The 18,873-nt window shown below is 65.9% G+C and carries 16 protein-coding genes; 14 read left to right on the forward strand and 2 right to left on the reverse strand.

All coding sequences use genetic code 11. From position 1 onward, the window contains the following. The first annotated feature begins 166 nt into the window (after positions 1-166). From eccCa to glmM, 8 genes are all read left to right on the forward strand, one after another. The gene (eccCa, locus tag ACIGGF_RS14825; RefSeq protein ID WP_397522022.1) at positions 167-4,165 is read left to right on the forward strand and encodes a type VII secretion protein EccCa; all 3,999 of its coding nucleotides are present in this window, start codon (positions 167-169) and stop codon (positions 4,163-4,165) included. After that, complete coding sequence (locus ACIGGF_RS14830) at positions 4,162-5,622, forward strand: type VII secretion-associated protein (protein WP_397522023.1); 1,461 nt, start codon at positions 4,162-4,164, stop codon at positions 5,620-5,622. The genes eccCa and ACIGGF_RS14830 overlap by 4 nt, the downstream gene beginning before the upstream one ends. A 160-nt stretch (positions 5,623-5,782) precedes the next feature. Continuing rightward, positions 5,783-6,148 (forward strand): WXG100 family type VII secretion target, encoded by a 366-nt coding sequence (locus ACIGGF_RS14835; protein ID WP_397522024.1) that lies wholly within the window; start codon positions 5,783-5,785, stop codon positions 6,146-6,148. A gap of 67 nt (positions 6,149-6,215) precedes the next feature. Beyond that, the gene (locus ACIGGF_RS14840; RefSeq protein ID WP_397522025.1) at positions 6,216-6,497 is read left to right on the forward strand and encodes a WXG100 family type VII secretion target; all 282 of its coding nucleotides are present in this window, start codon (positions 6,216-6,218) and stop codon (positions 6,495-6,497) included. A 94-nt stretch (positions 6,498-6,591) separates the two neighbouring features. After that, complete coding sequence (locus ACIGGF_RS14845) at positions 6,592-6,933, forward strand: TraR/DksA C4-type zinc finger protein (RefSeq protein ID WP_397522026.1); 342 nt, start codon at positions 6,592-6,594, stop codon at positions 6,931-6,933. Between the two features lie 165 nt (positions 6,934-7,098). Further along, positions 7,099-7,542 (forward strand): 50S ribosomal protein L13, encoded by a 444-nt coding sequence (gene rplM / locus ACIGGF_RS14850; RefSeq protein WP_027496344.1) that lies wholly within the window; start codon positions 7,099-7,101, stop codon positions 7,540-7,542. After that, positions 7,539-8,066 carry a 30S ribosomal protein S9 gene (rpsI, locus tag ACIGGF_RS14855; RefSeq protein ID WP_397522027.1) on the forward strand — a complete coding sequence of 176 codons (528 nt, stop codon included), beginning with the start codon at positions 7,539-7,541 and terminating at the stop codon, positions 8,064-8,066. The genes rplM and rpsI overlap by 4 nt, the downstream gene beginning before the upstream one ends. A 107-nt stretch (positions 8,067-8,173) precedes the next feature. After that, on the forward strand, positions 8,174-9,520 hold the full coding sequence (glmM, locus tag ACIGGF_RS14860; RefSeq protein ID WP_397522028.1) for a phosphoglucosamine mutase: 1,347 nt from the start codon (positions 8,174-8,176) through the stop codon (positions 9,518-9,520). Between the two features lie 4 nt (positions 9,521-9,524). On the opposite strand, the gene ACIGGF_RS14865 is transcribed toward glmM, so the two are convergent. Continuing rightward, a complete protein-coding gene (locus ACIGGF_RS14865) occupies positions 9,525-10,565 on the reverse strand; it encodes an LLM class F420-dependent oxidoreductase (RefSeq protein ID WP_397522029.1) in 1,041 nt (346 codons plus the stop codon). 151 nt (positions 10,566-10,716) lie between these two features. On the opposite strand from ACIGGF_RS14865, the gene ACIGGF_RS14870 reads away from it, so the two are divergent. From ACIGGF_RS14870 to ACIGGF_RS14880, 3 genes are read left to right on the forward strand one after another with little or no spacing between them, the layout of a single operon-like run. After that, positions 10,717-11,022: a type VII secretion target gene (locus tag ACIGGF_RS14870; RefSeq protein ID WP_397522030.1), complete on the forward strand. Its 306-nt coding sequence runs from the start codon at positions 10,717-10,719 to the stop codon at positions 11,020-11,022. After that, positions 11,019-13,040, forward strand: a complete 2,022-nt coding sequence (locus ACIGGF_RS14875) for a hypothetical protein (protein ID WP_397522031.1) — start codon at positions 11,019-11,021, stop codon at positions 13,038-13,040. The genes ACIGGF_RS14870 and ACIGGF_RS14875 overlap by 4 nt, the downstream gene beginning before the upstream one ends. Before the next feature lie 2 nt (positions 13,041-13,042). Then, the gene (locus ACIGGF_RS14880; RefSeq protein WP_397522032.1) at positions 13,043-13,315 is read left to right on the forward strand and encodes a hypothetical protein; all 273 of its coding nucleotides are present in this window, start codon (positions 13,043-13,045) and stop codon (positions 13,313-13,315) included. A gap of 22 nt (positions 13,316-13,337) precedes the next feature. Here the strand turns inward: ACIGGF_RS14880 and ACIGGF_RS14885 are convergent, their stop codons facing one another. Further along, positions 13,338-14,198, reverse strand: coding sequence for a dienelactone hydrolase family protein (locus tag ACIGGF_RS14885; RefSeq protein WP_397522033.1), 861 nt, complete (start codon positions 14,196-14,198; stop codon positions 13,338-13,340). Positions 14,199-14,297: 99 nt separating this feature from the next. On the opposite strand from ACIGGF_RS14885, the gene glmS reads away from it, so the two are divergent. From glmS to alr, 3 genes are all read left to right on the forward strand, one after another. After that, entirely contained in the window at positions 14,298-16,160 is a 1,863-nt protein-coding gene (gene glmS / locus ACIGGF_RS14890) for a glutamine--fructose-6-phosphate transaminase (isomerizing) (protein ID WP_397522034.1), read from the forward strand. Positions 16,161-16,168: 8 nt separating this feature from the next. Then, the gene (locus tag ACIGGF_RS14895) at positions 16,169-17,611 is read left to right on the forward strand and encodes an NAD(P)H-hydrate dehydratase (protein WP_397522035.1); all 1,443 of its coding nucleotides are present in this window, start codon (positions 16,169-16,171) and stop codon (positions 17,609-17,611) included. Positions 17,612-17,700: 89 nt separating this feature from the next. After that, positions 17,701-18,873, forward strand: coding sequence for an alanine racemase (alr, locus tag ACIGGF_RS14900; RefSeq protein ID WP_397522036.1), 1,173 nt, complete (start codon positions 17,701-17,703; stop codon positions 18,871-18,873).

Genomic DNA, 18,873 nt, shown 5'->3' on the forward strand with positions numbered 1-18,873 from the left:
CGTGGCGTCGATGCTCAGCTCGGTCCCGGGTGCGGAGCGGGGTCGTGCATACGCGGTGCGCGTGCGTGGACCGCTGGTCCTCGATGGGCTAACCTGTCGTCCACGCGGCCTCGGGGGGAGGTCGCAGCGAGTGCAGTTGTGGGGGCGCAGCCGTGGGGGCGGATCGATGAGTACCGTGCGTTTCGTTCGTGGCGCGCGCAGGGAAGTTCCCCGGTCGCCGGGCGGCGAGGTGAACTTGCAGCCACCACCGGAGATTCCGCGCGCAATACCGGGCAACCTCCTGATGAAGTTGATGCCACTGGTGATGGTTGCGGCGATGGTCGGCATGGTCGCGCTGATGTTCACCTCGGGTGCAGCGGCCAACCCCATGATGTTGATGTTCCCGGCCATGATGCTGATGTCGATGGTGGGGATGTTGGCGGGTGGCGGCAAGTCCGGTGGAGCACGAACCGCCGAGGCGAACGAGGACCGTAAGGACTACCTGCGCTACCTCGATCAATTGCGCCGCGATGTCGCCGAGACGGAGCGTGCACAGCGCAGAGCCCTCGAGTGGAGTCACCCGGCTCCCGAGACCCTGTGGTCGGTCGCCGGAACGGAGCGAATGTGGGAGCGGCGACTGTCGGATCCCGACTTCGCGCATGTGCGGGTCGGTCGCGGTGATCAGAGGCTGGCCACCCGTCTAGTCCCGCCGGAGACAGGGCCTGTGGAAGAGCTCGAACCGGTGTCTGCGGTGTCGTTGCGCCGCTTCGTGCGTGCTCATTCGGTGGTGTCCGCGCTGCCGACGGCGGTGTCGCTGAGGGGATTCGCTGCGCTGTCGATAGCAGGCGATCGCGAATGTGCCCGCGCGATGGTGCGGGCAATGTTGGCGTCGTTGTGCAGCTTTCACGGCCCGGACCACGTTGCTGTCGCGATCGTCTGCGGACCGGACACAGTGGATCGCTGGGAGTGGACCAAGTGGCTGCCGCACACTCAGCACGACGCCCTGCGTGACGGTGCCGGGTCGGCTCGGATGATCTTCGGAAGCTTTCTCGAACTCGAAAGTGCGCTGGGCGATGTGCTCGCCTTACGAAATCGCTTCGCGCGCGGCGCAGTTCCGGTCGCCGGTGTCGTTCAATTGGTGATCGTGGTGGACGGCGGACTTCTGGACAACAGGTCCACCGACCTCACCGACACGGGCCTCGATTCGGTCACGATCGTCGACCTGTCCGGTCTGTGCCCCAGACTCGCTGCATCGCGCGGTCTCCAGTTGTTCGCCGAGAACGGATCGATCGGTGCGGTGAGCGGGAACGCTGTCGAAGTGTTCGCCGTCGCGGATTCGATGAGTACCACCCAAGCGGACGCCGTAGCCCGACGACTGTCACCGTTTCGCGCGCCGTCCGCATCGTCGGTGGTCGATGTCGTGGACGACGACGGGGTTCGAGCATCCGGATGGAACAGTCTGGTCGGGATTGCCGAAGTCGGTGCCCTCGATACCGATAGGGCCTGGACGATGCGGCGCGGCCGCGACAGGTTACGGATACCGATCGGCGTCGCACCCGACGGTCGCGCGGTGGAGATCGATCTGAAGGAATCGGCCGAGAACGGGATGGGTCCGCACGGATTGTGCATCGGTGCAACAGGTTCCGGAAAATCGGAGTTCCTGCGCACACTCGTGCTCGGGCTGGTTGCCACGCACTCGCCCGAGCAACTGAACTTGGTGCTCGTCGACTTCAAGGGCGGTGCGACGTTCGCCGGCCTGGAATCCGCACCGCACGTTGCTGCGGTCATCACCAATCTTTCGGAAGATCTTGCGTTGGTGGACCGAATGCGCGACGCGTTGGCCGGCGAGATGAACCGTCGTCAAGAATTGTTGCGGTCGGCCGGAAACTTCGCGAACGTCTCGGACTACGAGAAGGCACGCGCCGCGGGTGCGAACCTTGCACCGACGCCCGCGTTGTTCGTGGTGGTCGACGAGTTCTCCGAGTTGCTCAGTCAGCAGCCCGAATTCGCGGAGTTGTTCGTGGCGATCGGCAGACTCGGGCGGTCGTTGCACATGCACCTGCTCCTGGCCAGCCAGCGTCTCGAGGAGGGCAAACTGCGCGGGTTGGACAGCCATCTCTCGTACCGAATCGGCTTGAAGACGTTCTCTGCGAACGAGTCTCGCTCGGTACTGGGAGTCCCCGATGCCTACCATCTCCCGGCGCAACCCGGTGCGGGCTACCTCAAGTGCGATTCTGCCGAAATCGTCCGTTTCGCTGCAGCCTATGTCTCCGGTCCCTACGAACCGCCGCGCTCGAATCCCGGCGTGCGTGCCGCGGTAGGAGTCGACATCGGACCCAGGCCCTTCACCGCCTATGCAGTACCACTCGATCGTGTCGATGTCGGCCGCATCGAGGCCACCGAGACTCCAGTGGTCGAAGCAGATTCGGTCGAGGCCGAGAACACCGGTGCGACGGTGCTCGATGTGGTCGTCGGACGAATTCGCGGTCGGGGGATGCCGGCCCACGAAGTGTGGTTGCCGCCGTTGGACACCGCGCCCACATTGACCGAGCTGCTCCCCGAGTCGGTCCTGACCGAGCGGACCGATCCGCGTACGACCCTGCGTGCCCCCATCGGAATCATCGACCGGCCTTTCGATCAGCGCCGCGATCTGTTGACCGTCGATCTCGCCGGTGCCGCCGGCCACGTCGCTATCGTCGGAGCCCCGCAGTCGGGTAAGTCGACGGCACTTCGAACGTTGATCCTGGCGCTGGCCATGACGCATTCACCCGCGCAGGTCCAGTTCTACTGCCTGGATTTCGGCGGCGGAACTCTCGCCGGTCTCGCCGGTCTGCCCCACGTCGGATCGGTTGCAAACAGGCTGGACGTCGATCGGGTTCGGCGAACCGTGGCCGAGGTCGCGGGCGTGGTGCGGCAGCGGGAGAGAACTTTCCGTGAACGTGGAATCGACTCGATGGCGGAGTTTCGGCGTCGACGCGTGACGCAACCCGTCGATGCCGACGACCGATACGGTGACGTCTTCCTCGTCATCGACGGATGGCCGTCCATCAGATCGGACTTCGAAAGCCTGGAGCAGTCGATCGCCACCTTGGCAGCCCAGGGGCTTGCCTTCGGTCTGCACGTGATTCTCACGGCGTCGCGATGGGCCGAAGTCCGACCGGCGACGAAGGATCTGATCGGTACCCGTGTGGAATTGCGACTGGGCGATCCGTCGGATTCGGACATGGGCCGCGCGAAGGCTGCGACCGTGCCGGAGGGCCGGCCCGGCCGAGGTATGACCAGAGAAGGTCTGCACATGTCGATAGCGCTACCTCGCGTGGACCGGAACGCTTCCGTCGACGATCTTTCCCGCGCTGTCGGGGAGTCGGTCGCTGCGATCGCCGCTGCGTCGACGGGCACCCCCGCGCCGCCGGTTCGGATGCTCCCGGAGCTGCTCGACAGGTCCGCGGTTCTCGCGCAGCTCGGTGATACGTGGCCTCGAACTCGTGCTGGCACTCCCGAACTCGGAGTTCCCATCGGCATCGACGAAACCGAGTTGGCACCGGTGGTGGTCGATTTCGCAGAAAATGCGCACTTCGTGGTGTTCGGCGACAGCGAGTGCGGAAAGACGTCGTTGCTGCGCGGGATGTGTCGATCTCTCGCGTCGGCCAATCCGTCCGATCGAGTCAAGATCATCGTCGCGGACTATCGCCGCACTTTGCTCGGCGCGGTCGATTCGGAGCATCTTGCCGGTTATGCGGCGTCGCAGACAGCTCTGACGGGCATGATCGTCGACCTCGCCGGTCGTATGAGCGATCGAATGCCCGGTGCCGACGTGACTCAGCAGCAGCTTCGCGACCGGTCCTGGTGGGACGGTCCCGAGGTGTTCGTCGTCGTCGACGACTACGACTTGGTGGCAACGTCGTCGGGAAACCCCTTGGCACCGCTGGTCGAACACCTTCCACACGCGCGGGACATCGGGTTGCACGTCATCGTGGCGCGGCGCTCGGGCGGCGCAGGCCGAGCATTGTTCGACCCGGTCATCGGACGGCTGCGCGACCTGGTGACACCGGGGTTGGTGATGAGCGGAAGCCGCGACGAGGGGAACCTGGTCGGGACCGTACGGCCCAGTCCCATGCCTGCCGGACGCGGCGTACTCGTCAACCGCTCCGGCCAGGCTCTCGTTCAGCTCGGACATTCCAGTTGATCGATTCGTGGCGTTATGCCGCAGTGCATCTGGGATACAGCGAGATCTCGGTCGTCGCGACGAGCGGTCCACTCGAGGGACCGCGAGAAGGCGTCGGCTCGGCATTGGCCACGGTCGAGGGTGGCCGCCTCGTGTTCGGTCGATCCGACACAGCAGGAGAGATTCCACCGCTGCTGTGCATCGACGACCCGTACATCGCGGTGGGAAACTCGGTGTGGCACCGAAGCGAGGTGCTGCACGGGACCGTGTGGTCGGCGCTGCAGAGCGCGGGGGTGCGCGAGCGACTGGACGTCCTCGAAATCGCGTACCCGTCGATCTGGGGTGACGAGCGGACGAGTTTCCTCCGCGCAACGTTCGCGGATTCGGCCAGCGAGGTGGTGCTCGTGGAGACGGCCGAGGCGGCGGTCGCGTCCTCCGGCGAACGTGCGCCGTCCGCTGCGGTCGTCGTCGAAGTGGGTGCCCTCGATACGTCCGTGCTCGTAGTCGATGCGCCGGGGGCGCACGGAGGTGACACCGGTGCCGTCGTCCCCTTCGGCTCGAGCGATGACGATGCCTGGCGACGCGGTGTCGGTGACTACGTTCGTGCGTCGGTCCCGAACTGCCCGGACGAGGTGTTCGTGGTCGCTTCTGCGAACGGTGGAGCCGACCCCGTCGCCGGCCGCAGTGCGAGCTGGCTGACCGGACTCGATGTCGCCAGGTCGCTGTATCGGCGGGCCGGGGCCGATCTCGACCCGGCACCGTCCGCCCGAGCGACAGCGACTCGATCGGCGGCCTGGCTCGAGGACGTCACTGTGCCGCCGCCCCGTCGCCGTCATCGCGCTTCCTCGCGGGTCGCCGTCGTGGTCGGAGCCGTCGCCACCGTCGTATCGGTATGTGCTGCGGTCTATTTCGTCTCCGCGCCGCGCGAGAGAGTCGATACCGCAGCAGCGCAGCCGTTTTCGCCGATCGTGGCCACGAGCAGCAGTACGTCGGTCACTGCCGTGGATGCACCGTCGGCGGCGACGTCGACGAGTGAGCCCCCGCCGGTCCGGACGGCGACGTTCGTGTCGGGGCGTGCCTCGATGCGTCTGCCTGCTACCTGGACGAGGTTGGACGATCCGGACCGAATGGTGTTGATACCGCCGACACCTCCCGACCGACGCATCGTCGTCACGGTGGCAGACCTGACACCGGGTGCGACGCAGGAACAGGTGGCCGCCGAGCTCCGTTCGGCAGTCGATGCACGTGGTCCGGACTCCACTGTCGGGTCGCTCGAACCCGTCCGCGACTTCGATGGCCGGGTGGGGATCGCGTACACCGAGACGCCCATCGACGAATCGACGGTGCTGTGGCGTGTTTTCGTCGAATCCGACCTGCAGGTCAGTATCGGTTGCCAGTTCGAGGGCGACGATCCTGCCGTGATCGACGCCGAATGCGACCAGGCCACGCAGACTCTCGAGATCGTCCCGGCGACATGAGAAGTGACCTCAGGTTTTTCGGGTGCACCCGGAACCGAACCGAGGGGGTGCTGCGTCCAAGGAGGTGTAGGGGAGTGAGAACGCCGACCGAGGGCTCTCGGTCGAACAGCACGTGCGCCGCGGGCGTGCGTGATTCGAGTAACGAGTACAAGGAGTCGAAGTGGGATATCCAGGGGGACCGGAATCTACGGGTTCGTCGAACGGCGTCACAGTCACACCGCAGGAGCTCCTCGCTGCCGGAGCCACGATCGAGGGGCTGAGCGTCTCGATCAACGCCTCCAATTCGGCGGTTCGCTCCATCGTCGAACAGACTGCCGAAGCCTGGGTCGGCAAGGCGGGCAAGTCGTTTCAAGACGTCATGGTGCAGTGGGACACCAGCGCGCAGAAGATGCGCAGCGCGCTGGAACAGATCTCCGCGGACATCAAGACCAACGGCCATGGCTACTCCGACGCCGACGACGACAACGTGTCGGCCGTCAATCAGGTGGCCGGGTCCTTGAACTCGGGCCTGTCCTCCTTCAAGTGATTTCTTGTACCCGGTGACCACGAGACAGACCACACGACCGAGCTCGACCCTAGGAGACTGATCCGACATGAAATACGACTTCGCGCAGATCGCGGCGTTGACCGAGGCGATGAACAAGCAGGCGAACGTGACCAAGGACCTCCTCGGGGACGTGGACAGCACTGCGAAGCGGCTCTACCAATCGTGGGAGGGTGACGCGATGACGTCCTACTACGAGTTGCAGCGCCAGTGGAATTCCGCATCCGACGAGCTCAATCTCATCCTGTCGAGCATCGTCGCGGCCGCCCGCACCGGCGGCGAGACCATGCACGGCGTCGAGATGGCCAACAAGGCGCGAATGGCTCGCTGACGTCGTTCACGGACTGTGTCTGCCCCGACCGGGAATCGGTCGGGGCAGATGCCGTTCGACGGCATCCGAGCCCTCGGCGGGGTCTACTGGGAAGATGACTGATTTCGGGGCGGCGCTCGAAGCCGAGCGGACTCGTTGCGAGCATCGACTCGCGTCCCTGCGGGACGAGCTGGAGTCGGTGATCGAAGGGTCGCGGTGGACCATCGACGACGACGAACACGATCCCGAAGGGTCGACGATCGCCTTCGAGCGCGCGAAGATTGCGGCTCTGATCGACGACGCCGAGTCCGAGATTCGCGAGATCGACGCCGCGGATTCGCGGCTCGCCGGTGGTACTTACGGTGTCTGCGACAGGTGTGGCACCGACATCCCGGCGATCAGGCTCGAGGCGCTTCCGGCTGCCCGCCGGTGCGTGCAGTGCGTGCGTCTGCGCTGAGACCTCTTTGACCTGGGGGACCGCTGCCGGTATCGTCTCTCGATGGCGTGTATGGGCTCGCCGCATTCCGATGCGTAGCGAGCTCTTGTCCTCGGGTCTCAACTGGCCGCCGAGGGCATCCACTCGTCTTGGCCAGCAGCGACATCATGAAGACAGGAATTTTCTGTGTCTACTTACGCCCCGAAGGCCGGGGATACCACCCGGACGTGGCATGTGATCGACGCCACGGACGTCGTGCTCGGACGGCTCGCCGTCCAGGCCGCGACTCTGCTCCGCGGTAAGCACAAGCCCACCTACGCACCCAACGTCGACGGTGGCGACTTCGTCGTCATCATCAACGCCGAGAAGGTTGCCATCAGTGGCAACAAGCTCGACGGCAAGTTTCACCACCACCACTCCGGCCACCCGGGCGGTCTGAAGTCGCGCTCGACCCGCCAGGTGCTCGAGAACAACCCCGATCGTCTCGTGGAGAAGGCCGTTGTCGGCATGATCCCCAAGAACAAGCTCGGTAATGCCATCGCGAGCAAGCTGAAGGTCTACGCGGGCCCCAACCACCCGCACGCCGCTCAGCAGCCCGTTCCGTTCGAGATCAAGCAGGTGTCCCAGTGACGGCGCCGGAGGGAAATGACGTGACGTCGCAGGAGAACATCGAAGAGATCGCCGCCGACGAGTTCGTGTCCGTCGAAGAGCCCGAGGTGACCGCGGACATCGAGGCCGCTGCAGCTGCTCCGGCCCCCATCGTGTTCGACCGCCCGATCCAGACCGTCGGTCGCCGTAAGGAAGCCGTCGCTCGCGTTCGGATGTCCTCGGGCAGCGGTGGATTCAAGCTCAACGGCCGCACCCTCGAGGATTACTTCCCCAACAAGGTGCACCAGCAGCTGATCAAGGCTCCCCTCGTGCTCGTCGATCGTGCGGAGTCCTTCGACATCGTCGCTCTGCTGCACGGTGGCGGACCGTCGGGACAGGCAGGCGCATTACGTCTGGCCATCTCGCGTGCGCTCATCGAGCTCACCCCCGATGATCGCCCGGCGCTCAAGGCCGCCGGCTACCTCACGCGTGACGCGCGTGCGGTCGAGCGCAAGAAGTACGGCCTGAAGAAGGCCCGTAAGGCGTCGCAGTACTCCAAGCGCTGACGCGTCTCACCCGTTCCATCCTCGAGGGCAGGTCTCCATCAGTATCGGATGCCTGCCCTCGAGGCATTTCTCATCACACTGTCTCCGCTCGAAGGAGTTCTTGGTTCATGGCGCGATTGTTCGGCACCGACGGGGTTCGCGGGCTGGCAGGCGGGGTTCTGACCGCAGAGCTGGCGTTGCAGATCGCGAGAGCAGCGGCCACCGTGTTGGCACCGAACATCGACGGCGGCAGGCGTGTTGCAGTCGTCGGGCGTGACCCCCGGATCAGCGGAGCAATGCTGAGTGCTGCCGTATCGGCCGGACTCACCGCCTCGGGTGTCGACGTGATCGACGTCGGAGTGCTGCCCACACCGGCCATCGCCTGGCTGACCGCCGATTACGGCGCGGCGCTCGGGGTGATGATCTCGGCGTCGCACAACGCGATGCCCGATAACGGAATCAAGATTTTTGCTGCGGGCGGACACAAGCTCGACGACGACATGGAAGACCGCATCGAGGCGCTGCTCAGCGCGGACGGCCACGCGGGTGAGACCGTGAACGCCACGGGTGCGGCAATCGGTCGCGTCGACGATGCGCCCCACGCAGCCGAGTCGTATACCGCGCACCTGGTTGCATCGCTGTCGCACCGACTCGACGGTGTCACCGTCGTGGTGGATTGTTCGCACGGTGCAGCGTCGGTCGTCGGACCCGAGATCTATCGTCTCGCCGGGGCGACGGTCGTGGCGATCAACGCCGAGCCCGACGGCCTCAACATCAACGACGGGTGCGGTTCGACGCACTTGGACGGCCTGCAGAAGGCCGTCGTCGAGCGCGGGGCCGACCTGGGTATCGCACACGACGGCGATGCCGATCGTTGCCTCGCTGTCGATGCGTCCGGTGCGGTGGTCGACGGCGACGCGATCATGGCCGTGTTGGCCATTGCGATGAGCGAGGCCGGGACTCTGACCGACAACACGTTGGTCGCGACGGTCATGAGCAATCTCGGCCTGCACATCGCGATGCGCCGAGCCGAAATCACGTTGCGCACCACTGCAGTCGGAGATCGCTACGTTCTCGAGGAGTTGCGCCGTGGTGGATTCGCGCTGGGCGGCGAGCAGAGTGGCCACGTGGTGCTTCCGGCAGTCGGCTCGACGGGCGACGGCATCGCGACCGCGCTGCGATTGATGGAACGGATGGCGCAGACGGGCAGCACCCTCGCGAACCTGGCGTCGGCGATGCGGACCCTGCCGCAGGTGCTGATCAACGTGCAGGTATCGGACAAAGCGGCAGTGGCGTCGGCACCGTCGGTGTCGGACGCGGTGGCCGAGGCCGAGCGCGAGCTCGGCGAATCGGGCCGAGTTCTGTTGCGCCCCAGCGGCACCGAGCAGTTGGTGCGAGTGATGGTCGAAGCGTCCGAAATCGACGTCGCGACCCGGCTCGCCGAAGAGTTGGCGGGCCGGGTCGCGTCGGTCTGACGTCTCAGGCGGTGAGCTCGCGCAGCGCGGTCAGCTGCGCGACGCGTCCCGCCGTGTTCTCGGCCAGCGGTGCGACGTTGAGAGTGGTGACACCCGCCTCGGCGAAGGCAGCGACCCGCTCTTTGACGTAGCTTTCCGGGCCGATCAGGTTGACCGCGCGAGCCAGCTCGTCGGGCACTGCGGCAGCCGCCTCTTCTTTCTTGCCGGCCAGGTACAGGTCCTGGATCTTCTCGGCTTCGGCCTCGTAGCCGTATCGCTGGGCCAGGGAGTTGTAGAAGTTCTTGCCCTTGGCTCCCATGCCGCCGATGTAGAGCGCGAGATGTGGCTTGACCCAGGGTAGGTACTTCTCTGCGTCCTCGCCGATGGCCAGGGTGGGGCTGGCGTACACCTGGAGCTCGCCGAGCGACGGATCACGCTTCGCCTTGCCTGCGGCGAGAGATTCACCCCAGACGTCGGCTGCCTTCTCGGGGAAGTAGAAGATCGGCTGCCACCCCTCGGCGATCTCGGCGGTGAGCTCGACGTTCTTGGGTCCCAGGGCGGCAATGACAACCGGAATCCGATCGCGCACAGGGTGATTGATCAGCTTGAGCGGCTTGCCGAGGCCGGTTCCCTTGTCGGCCGGCAGCGGAATCTGGTAGTGCTTGCCCTGGTACTGCACCTTCTCGCGTCGCCAGACCTGGCGGCAGATCTCGATGACCTCACGGGTTCTGGCGATCGGTGCGTCGTACTTGACGCCGTGGAAGCCCTCGACGACCTGCGGCCCCGAAGCGCCGAGCCCGAGTACGAAGCGGCCCTGCGAGACGTAGTCGAGGCCTGCGGCGGTCATGGCGGTCAGTGACGGTGTCCTGGTGTAGATCTGGAAGATGCCGGACGCGATCTTGATCGTGCTCGTCTTGGCGGCGAGGAATCCGAGTTGGCTGACGGCGTCGAACGAGTAGGCCTCGGGCACGAAGATGATGTCGAGGCCTGCCTTCTCGAGCTCGGCGACCTCGGCAACGGTCTCGTTGAAGCCATCGCTGTAGTTCAGCATCGTTCCGATGTGCATAGGACTCCTCGTTCGGTGAGCAGCTGGCGCAGCTACTTCAGGTACCTGTTACTGACATTTCACATCGCGACGTTACCGCTCCCTGCGGAACCGATGTTCGTCGGCGCACGTCATAGTGAGAAAGGGGCACATCGAGGGGAAGGCAAGACGTATGAGCGAGGGATTGTCGGTGGATGTGGTCCGCGTACGCGGAGTTGCAGATGCGCTGACTGCATCGGCCGACGCCCTCGGCGCGGCGGTCGACACGGTGGCAGACGCGACCTTCGGTACGTCCGCGGCCGGTCGGAACTACCGCGATCTCGGTGCTGCATACACGCAAGCTCACCTGGGCCTGGGCCGAGCCGTGGCAGCGTGGAAGTCCTCGGTCGAGGACGTCGCCGTTGCCCTCACCTCTGCGATGAACGACTACGAACGTCAGGACGACGCTGCGTCACACGCACTCGAGTTGCGTCGATGACTCCACTTCCCGCTTCGCTGAGTCAGGATTCGTCTATCGACGAGATCCTGGATGCGTACGCGACCGGGCTACTGCACTTCGAGCGATTCCTGCCACTCGTTGCGCGGGTGCCGGGTGGCGAGGGTTTTCCGGAGTACGAGCAGGTGCGCGCGAGGTACGAAGAACAGCGTGGGTTGAACCTCGGCGCGCTCGGCGACGATGCCGATGCAGTGGAAGCGTTGTGTGCGGTACTTCGCGATCATCTCGAAGAACACATTCAGCTGCGCAGAGTTCTGCAGATCCGATGGCACGGCGAGGCAGGCGACGCCGTGCAGACCTATCTCTCGGCCGACCAGGTCGCAGCGTCCGAGTTCCTGGCAACGGTCGAGGACTGCCACCAGTCGATGTCGGCTGCCGTCGATGTTCTTCGCGACGCCGTCACCGACAAGGCCGAACTGTTCGGCGCACTCGACATCCATGCCGTGGAGGGTCGAACCGTCGACGAAATCGACGCGATTCTGCTCGCGTCGGGAATCGAGTGTGTTCCCATCGATCGCGAGTCGGTGTTTCCTCGGCTGGCACCGGCCTTCGGGGACCTGGCGCAGCAGGCTCGCGGTGGAGACGTATCGGACGAGTTCGCAGCTCGAGTGGGTGAGCGATGCAGGAACTGGATCCGCGACCAGTTCCTCCCGAGTATGAAGGCCACCTGCGACGCTGTGCTCGACGCGTGCACGGCGACGGACACGGCCGTGCGAGAGATCCTGGCGTTGATGGTCGACGTCGTGCGCAGCGTGCACAACCCGCCGTTCGGCGATCTCGACGAGGACAGGTGGGCAATCACGCCCAGCGCAGCGGCTGCCGAACCGTGGGCGGTATCCGACTGCCCGCCGACAACGTCCCCGGCGACGTCCCCGGCAGTGGCATCGGGTTCTACGGCTGCGGCAGCCATTCCGGCACCGATAATCGCGGAGCGAAATTCCGACGGGCCCGTGGCTGCGGGAGGTATCGACTCGCTCGGTCCACGTAACACCGACGACGCATCCGGCGTCCGGCCCGGTGAACTCTCCGGACTCGTGGATCGCGTGGTCGCGGAAATCGTGGAGCGAGTGGACGAAGCCCTGGGTGGTGCGGTCCCGGACAACGCGGGTGCTGGCGACCGCAGCGCCGATGACCGCAGTACCGATGACCGCAGTACCGATGACCGCAGTACCGATGACCGCCGTACCGATGACCGCAGTACCTACAAAGACAGTGCCGACGACGACGCGGGTCCGTCCCCGGCAGAACTTCCGGGCGGATCAGCGGTGCAGGATGATCCCGCTGTTCCGCCGAGTGAGTCGGTGCCGTCGGAGCAGTCGGAGCAGTCGTCACCGGCCGTCCCACCGGCAGCCGGGGCCACCGGCGAGCGCGGCCATCTCGAAGCCGAGCTCGATGGGCACAGCGCCCGGATCGCGCTCGAACACGATGGTGCGGTAACGCTCCGGCTCGACACCCCTGGGCTCGGAACACGCTTGTTCGAGTTGAGAATCGGACCGTCCGGCCTACCCGAGATCGTCGAGACACCCGGTGCCGCACAAAGTGTGGACGCACCCGAGCCGTCGATGACCGCGTCGGGACCTGTGCTGCCGGCCGAGCCGCCACCCCCACCGCCACCTGCGCCGGCCGAGCCTGCGCCGCCACCGACACCTGTGTCGGCCGAGCCGGCACCAGCACCGGAACCGCCACCCACCGAGCCAACACCGAGCGGTGAGTCGACCGACGCGATTCCGGACGACGCGATTCCGGACGATGCGCAGCCGCCGTGCGTGCCGGAATCGCTCGTGCCTGAATCGCCCGTGCCTGAATCACCCGTGCCTGAATCACCCGTGCTGGAATCACCCGTGGACGAGTCGGCCGCCCGTCAGAGTTCGGACGAGGAAGCGGCCGGACATGATCCGTCTGCAGAGCAGCATCCGATGTCGGCAGATCGCCCGGGTCCTGGTGTCGAAGCACCCGTTTCGCGCTCCGGTGCCGGCCTGAGTGAGGCCGGGACACTGTGACAGTGGAGAGCGTGTGGCGGCGCGAGCTGCATCGGATACGCGATGAGCACCGGCAGGCCATGGCGCGTGCGGCCGTGGCCATGAGGCAGGCTCAGGTTGCAGCGCCGGTGTCGGGCCGACGTGACTCGGACTCGGCCGCGCAGTCGGACGATTCGCAGTCGGAAGAGGAGCCCGGTCGAGGCTCGGTGTTGCAGCCCGCTCACCTGGACCGGAGAAAGCCTGTACCGCACGTCGTCACCGAGCCGGAGGAACGGCCCCGATCCTGGCTGGTCTGACGTAGGGCGACGTAGAGCAGAATCAGCCTCGACCGAGCAGGGCCTTGATCGACGCGGAGGCCTTGGGCTTGGGCTGGGCGTCGAGCGGTGCGTGCGGATCGACGGCTCTGGTCCCGTCGATCTCACCTGCCGTCCCGGCCAGCTCCTCGTAGTCGGAGTCTCCCGTCAGGTGGAAGAGCAGAAATGCGGTGAGCACCGCTCGGGTGCGCTGCTGGGTCTTGCGATCGGGCTTGTTGATGCCCAAGGCGCCGAGGAGCCGCCTGCCTTCGACGAATCCGTCCGCGGTCGAGCCGTCGACGCGACGCAGGACTGATGGGCCGTGCCAGGCCTGGGCGAGAGCCAGAGAATTATCGGTGAGCGAATCGGCATTCGAGTTGTCTCCGACGACGAGCCCGGGCACGTCCAGTCCTGCGGCGGCGTCCTCGGATGACGGTGCCGTCGGGGCGGGAAACAGTGCGGCGACGGCCTTGATGTCCGATCGCGAGGAGGCAGCGAGTACTGCGGTCCCGGCACCCATCGCGTGGCCTGCAGTGGCGAGTTTCTCGGGATGCACGCTGATGTTGCCCGGTCCCAGCCGTACGCCGGTCATGACGTCCAGCACAGTGCCGAGGTCGGCCGCGAGTCCGCGGTGCGAGGGTACGAGGCCTCGCTCGGTGTCCGGCGCCGCAACGACGATTCCCCAGGACGCCAAGTGCTTCAGTGTGTCGGTGTAATGGTCGGGGCGAAGCATCCAGCCGTGTGCGAAGGCCACGCCGGGCAGGCCGAAGCCCTCGGCCGGTGTGTAGACGACGCCAGGTTGTCCGGCCAGGGCAAGGTTGCCTCGGAGCACCTTGTGCGGGCCACGCTTGGAGAGAGCAGATGCCAGCTTCTTCGGTTTCGCCACGAGAGATGACGCTACCGAACGTGGGCCGGTGACGCGTACGGGGACACGACGACCCGAGCGAATGGGTCGTCCGCGCCTTGCCGAGTACCCTGAACCACCATGTGCGGAATCGTGGGTTATGTCGGCCACCGCCCAGCTCTGGGTGTGGTGGTCGAGGCGCTTCGGCGTATGGAATATCGGGGTTACGACTCTGCGGGAATCGCGATCCTCGACGGCGCGGGTTCGACAGCCGTCGAGCGCAAGGCCGGCCGTTTGGCGAATCTCGAGGCCGAACTGGACGACATCGGCACGGAGACGTTCGTCGGCACAACGGGCATGGGCCACACCCGCTGGGCGACGCATGGCCGTCCCACAGACCGCAACGCTCACCCGCATCGAGACGCGTCCGGAACCGTCGCGGTGGTACACAACGGCATCATCGAGAACTTCGGTCCGCTGCGTGCGGAGCTCGAAGCCGACGGTGTCGAGTTCCTGTCCGACACCGACACCGAGGTAGCGGTCCATCTCGTGTCCCGCGCGTACGCGCAGGGTTCGACCGCGGGTGATTTCGTGGCCAGCGCGAAAGCAGTACTCCGCCGCCTCGAGGGTGCGTTCACCCTGGTGTTCACCCATTCCGATCACGCCGACACGATCGTCGCGGCGCGCCGGTCCACACCATTGGTGTTGGGCGTCGGAGACGGCGAGATGTTCCTCGGTTCCGATGTCGCCGCATTCATCGAGCACACGCGCGATGCCGTCGAACTCGGCCAGGATCAGGTTGTCGTCATCACCGCCGGCGGATACGAGATCAGTGACTTCGAGGGCAACGAGGCGCAGGGGCGTCCGTTCCGAATCGATTGGGATCTGGCGGCCGCCGAGAAGGGCGGTCACGACTACTTCATGCTCAAGGAGATCCAGGAACAGCCGGCCGCCGTGGCCGATACGTTGCTCGGTCATTTCGACAACGGTCGAATCGTGCTCGACGAGCAGCGGCTGTCCGATCAGGAACTGCGCGACGTCGACAAAGTCTTCGTCGTGGCCTGCGGTAGCGCGTACCACTCAGGTCTGCTCGCCAAGTACGCGATCGAGCACTGGACCAGGCTGCCGGTGGAAGTGGAGCTGGCCAGCGAATTCCGCTATCGCGACCCTGTCTTGGACCGATCGACCCTGGTCGTCGCCATCTCGCAGTCGGGGGAGACCGCCGACACTCTCGAGGCCGTGCGGCACGCCAAGGATCAGAAGGCGCGAGTCCTCGCCGTCTGCAACACCAATGGCTCGCAGATTCCGCGCGAAGCCGACGCCGTCCTGTACACCCGGGCGGGTCCGGAGATCGGCGTCGCGTCGACCAAGGCATTCCTCGCGCAGGTGACTGCGAACTACCTGGTCGGTCTCGCTCTGGCACAGGCGCGCGGCACGAAGTACCCCGACGAGGTTGCCCGTGAGTTCGCCGAACTCGAAGCCATGCCCGATTTGGTGCAACGGGTGCTCGAGACGGTCGAGCCGGTCCGAGCGCTCGCGCGAGAGCTGTCGACTTCGTCGACCATCCTGTTCCTCGGCCGACACGTCGGATATCCCGTTGCCCTCGAAGGCGCGCTCAAGCTCAAAGAGCTTGCGTACATGCATGCGGAGGGCTTCGCGGCGGGCGAGCTCAAGCACGGCCCGATCGCACTGATCGAGGACGGTGTCCCGGTGATCATCGTGATGCCCTCGCCGAAGGGGCGCGCGGTGCTGCACTCGAAGATGCTGAGCAACATTCGTGAGATCCAGGCGCGCGGTGCTCGCACCGTCGTCATCGCGGAGGAAGGTGACGAGGCAGTACGGCCTTTCGCCGACAACTTGATCGAGATTCCGGCTGCCTCGACGCTGTTACAACCGTTGCTCTCGACGATCCCGCTGCAGGTGTTCGCGGCCGAGGTTGCTCAGGCCCGTGGCTACGACGTGGACAAGCCGCGCAACCTGGCCAAGTCCGTCACCGTCGAGTAGGCCTCGGTATGCGCGGCTACTACACACCTGAGCAGATTCGCAAAGCCGAAGTGCCGCTGCTGAAGTCCCTGCCGAACGGCGTTCTCATGCGCCGCGCCGCCTACGGATTGGCTGCCGTCGTGGCGGCCGAACTCGCGGAGCGTACGGGTGGCGTGATGGGACGGCGCGTCACAATTCTGGTGGGCACGGGCGACAACGGCGGCGACGGTCTGTGGGCCGGGGCATACTTGCGTCGACGGGGAGTCTCGGTGTCTGCGCTCCTGTTCGACCCGGCGCGTGCGCATCCGGAAGGGCTTGCAGCACTGCGTGCGTCGGGCGGTCGAGTGGTGACCGAGTGCGGACCTGCCGACATCGTGGTCGACGCCATCGTGGGGATTTCCGGTAAAGGTCCGCTACGGCCCGATGCCGCTGCGGTGGTCGAGCGAATCACCGCGCCCATCGTGGCCGTCGACGTTCCGAGCGGAGTCGATGCCGAAACCGGTGCCGCACCGGGACCGGCGGTGACGGCCGATGTGACCGTCACCTTCGGTGCCCGCAAGCCCGTGCACGTTCTCGCCGTACCTCGTTGTGGCCGAATCGAACCGATCGACATCGGGTTGACGCTGACGGATCCGGCAGTCCGATCGTTCGAGCCGCGCGACGTGGGGGAGCTCTGGCCGATTCCGACAGCGACGGACGACAAGTATTCGCAGGGTGTCGTGGGCATCCTGGCCGGAAGCGACACGTACCCCGGTGCGGCACTGCTCTGCGTGCGAGCCGCGGTGGCGGCCACCTCCGGAATGGTTCGCTATGTGGGAAGTGCTGGTGCAGAGGTGGTTTCGCACTGCCCCGAGGTGGTCACCGCCCCCGATCTCGACGCCGCTGGGAGAGTGCAAGCGTGGGTGGTCGGTCCCGGTTTCGGGACCGGCGAGCAGTCGGAGGGCGTCGTACGCAGGGTCCTGGAATCGGACCTTCCGGTCGTCGTCGATGCAGATGCGTTGACGATCCTCGCGCGTCATCCCCACTGGGCCACCGGACGGACCGCGCCTACTCTGTTGACCCCGCATGCAGGCGAATTCGCCCGGTTGACCGGATCGGAGCTGGGGCCGGATCGGGTGGGAGCGGTGCGCGATCTCGCCGCACGCTGGGGTGTGACGGTGCTGCTCAAGGGACGCGCGACGGTCATCGCCGATGCCGACGGCACCACTTTCGTCAGCGACGCGGGGGGATCGGCCGCATCGACCGCCGGATCCGGTGACGTTCTCTCCGGCATCCTCGGAGCCTTGCTCGCGTCGGGAATGGCTCCCTCCACTGCGGCCGCCTGCGGGACCCGGGTGCACGCGCTGGCCGCAGCCCACGCTGCACACGGTGCCGGCGGGGAGTTCGCAGCACCTGTCTCGGCGAGTCCGCTGTGCGCGTCCATCTCGGATGCCATCCGTACCGTGCGCTCACTCACAGAGGTAGCCGGATAGTTCGAGCCCCACTCCGGGCACCGAGTGTGTCAGGAGTTGTGGCACCCTGATCCGTCGTTTTGCCGCCGCGGATGGCACTATCGAATGTTGTGAGTAACGGCGGTGGTGACGAGAGGATCGATTCGGGCGCGGTGGCGTCCGTCGACCTCGACGCGGTCGGCCACAACGTTCGTCTGTTGCGCCAGTTCGCAGGCGATGCTGCCGTGATGGCGGTGCTGAAGGCCGACGGGTACAACCACGGTGCCGTCGAGGTCGCACACGCAGCTGTGGAAGCAGGAGTGCAGGAACTCGGCGTCACGACCATCGGCGAGGCCCTCGAACTGCGGGCCGCGGGGATCGGCGTTCCGGTGCTGGCGTGGTTGCACCGAACCGATTCCGATTACGACGCCGCGATCGCCGCCCAGGTGGGTATCGGGGTGTCCACTGCCGCGCAGCTCGACGCCGTGGTGGCAGCGGCTCGTCGAGTCGGTCGCACGGCCGACCTCTCGCTCAAGATCGATACCGGGCTCAATCGCAACGGCGTTGCGGAAGAAGAACTCGACGTCGTTCTCGACGCGACTGCGGCCGCCGTCGCAGAGGGCGTTGTTCACCTGACCGGCATGTTCTCGCACCTGGCCTGCTCCGACGAACCGGAGCACCCGGCCAACGACGCACAGGCCGACCGACTTCGTGACGCCGTGCATCGCGCCACCCGACGCGGCGCGCCTCCCGCCGTCGTTCATCTGTCCAACTCGGCTGCCACGTTGACCAGACCCGATCTTCGATTCGACATGGTCCGTCCGGGTATTGCCCTGTACGGTTTGTCGCCCGTACCGCAGTTGGGGAAGTTCGGCCTGCGCCCGGTGATGACCGTGTCGGCTCAGGTGACGAACATCAAGAAGGTGAGCGAAGGGGAGTCCGTGTCCTATGGATACACCTGGACCGCCCCGGCCGACACCGTGGTTGCACTCATTGCTCTCGGATACGCCGACGGTGTGGTGCGCCGACTCAGCGGGCAGTTCGAGGTGACGATCGCAGGTCGGCGGTTTCCGTCAGTGGGCAGAGTCTGCATGGACCAATTCGTCATCGACCTCGGCGGCGACGGCTCGGGTGTCGCGCTCGGCGACGAGGCACTACTGTTCGGGCCAGGGGACAGGGGAGAGGCGCACGCCCAGGATTGGGCAGATGCGCTCGACACGATCAGCTACGAGGTCGTCACCGGCATTCGTGGACGTGTGCGACGACGGTTCGTCGGCGCGCGCTCAGGGGAGGCGACGGAATAG

Source organism: Rhodococcus sp. NPDC078407 (assembly GCF_044542515.1).
GTDB lineage: Bacteria > Actinomycetota > Actinomycetes > Mycobacteriales > Mycobacteriaceae > Rhodococcoides.

Excerpts from the sequence above, each read along its gene's own strand:
- eccCa (WP_397522022.1), top strand. The coding sequence starts at position 167 with ATGAGTACCGTGCGTTTCGTTCGTGGCGCGCGCAGGGAAGTTCCCCGG.
- ACIGGF_RS14840 (WP_397522025.1), top strand. The coding sequence starts at position 6,216 with ATGAAATACGACTTCGCGCAGATCGCGGCGTTGACCGAGGCGATGAAC.
- ACIGGF_RS14845 (WP_397522026.1), top strand. The coding sequence starts at position 6,592 with ATGACTGATTTCGGGGCGGCGCTCGAAGCCGAGCGGACTCGTTGCGAG.
- glmM (WP_397522028.1), top strand. The coding sequence starts at position 8,174 with ATGGCGCGATTGTTCGGCACCGACGGGGTTCGCGGGCTGGCAGGCGGG.
- ACIGGF_RS14865 (WP_397522029.1), bottom strand. The coding sequence starts at position 10,565 with ATGCACATCGGAACGATGCTGAACTACAGCGATGGCTTCAACGAGACC.
- ACIGGF_RS14870 (WP_397522030.1), top strand. The coding sequence starts at position 10,717 with ATGAGCGAGGGATTGTCGGTGGATGTGGTCCGCGTACGCGGAGTTGCA.
- ACIGGF_RS14875 (WP_397522031.1), top strand. The coding sequence starts at position 11,019 with ATGACTCCACTTCCCGCTTCGCTGAGTCAGGATTCGTCTATCGACGAG.
- glmS (WP_397522034.1), top strand. The coding sequence starts at position 14,298 with ATGTGCGGAATCGTGGGTTATGTCGGCCACCGCCCAGCTCTGGGTGTG.
- ACIGGF_RS14895 (WP_397522035.1), top strand. The coding sequence starts at position 16,169 with ATGCGCGGCTACTACACACCTGAGCAGATTCGCAAAGCCGAAGTGCCG.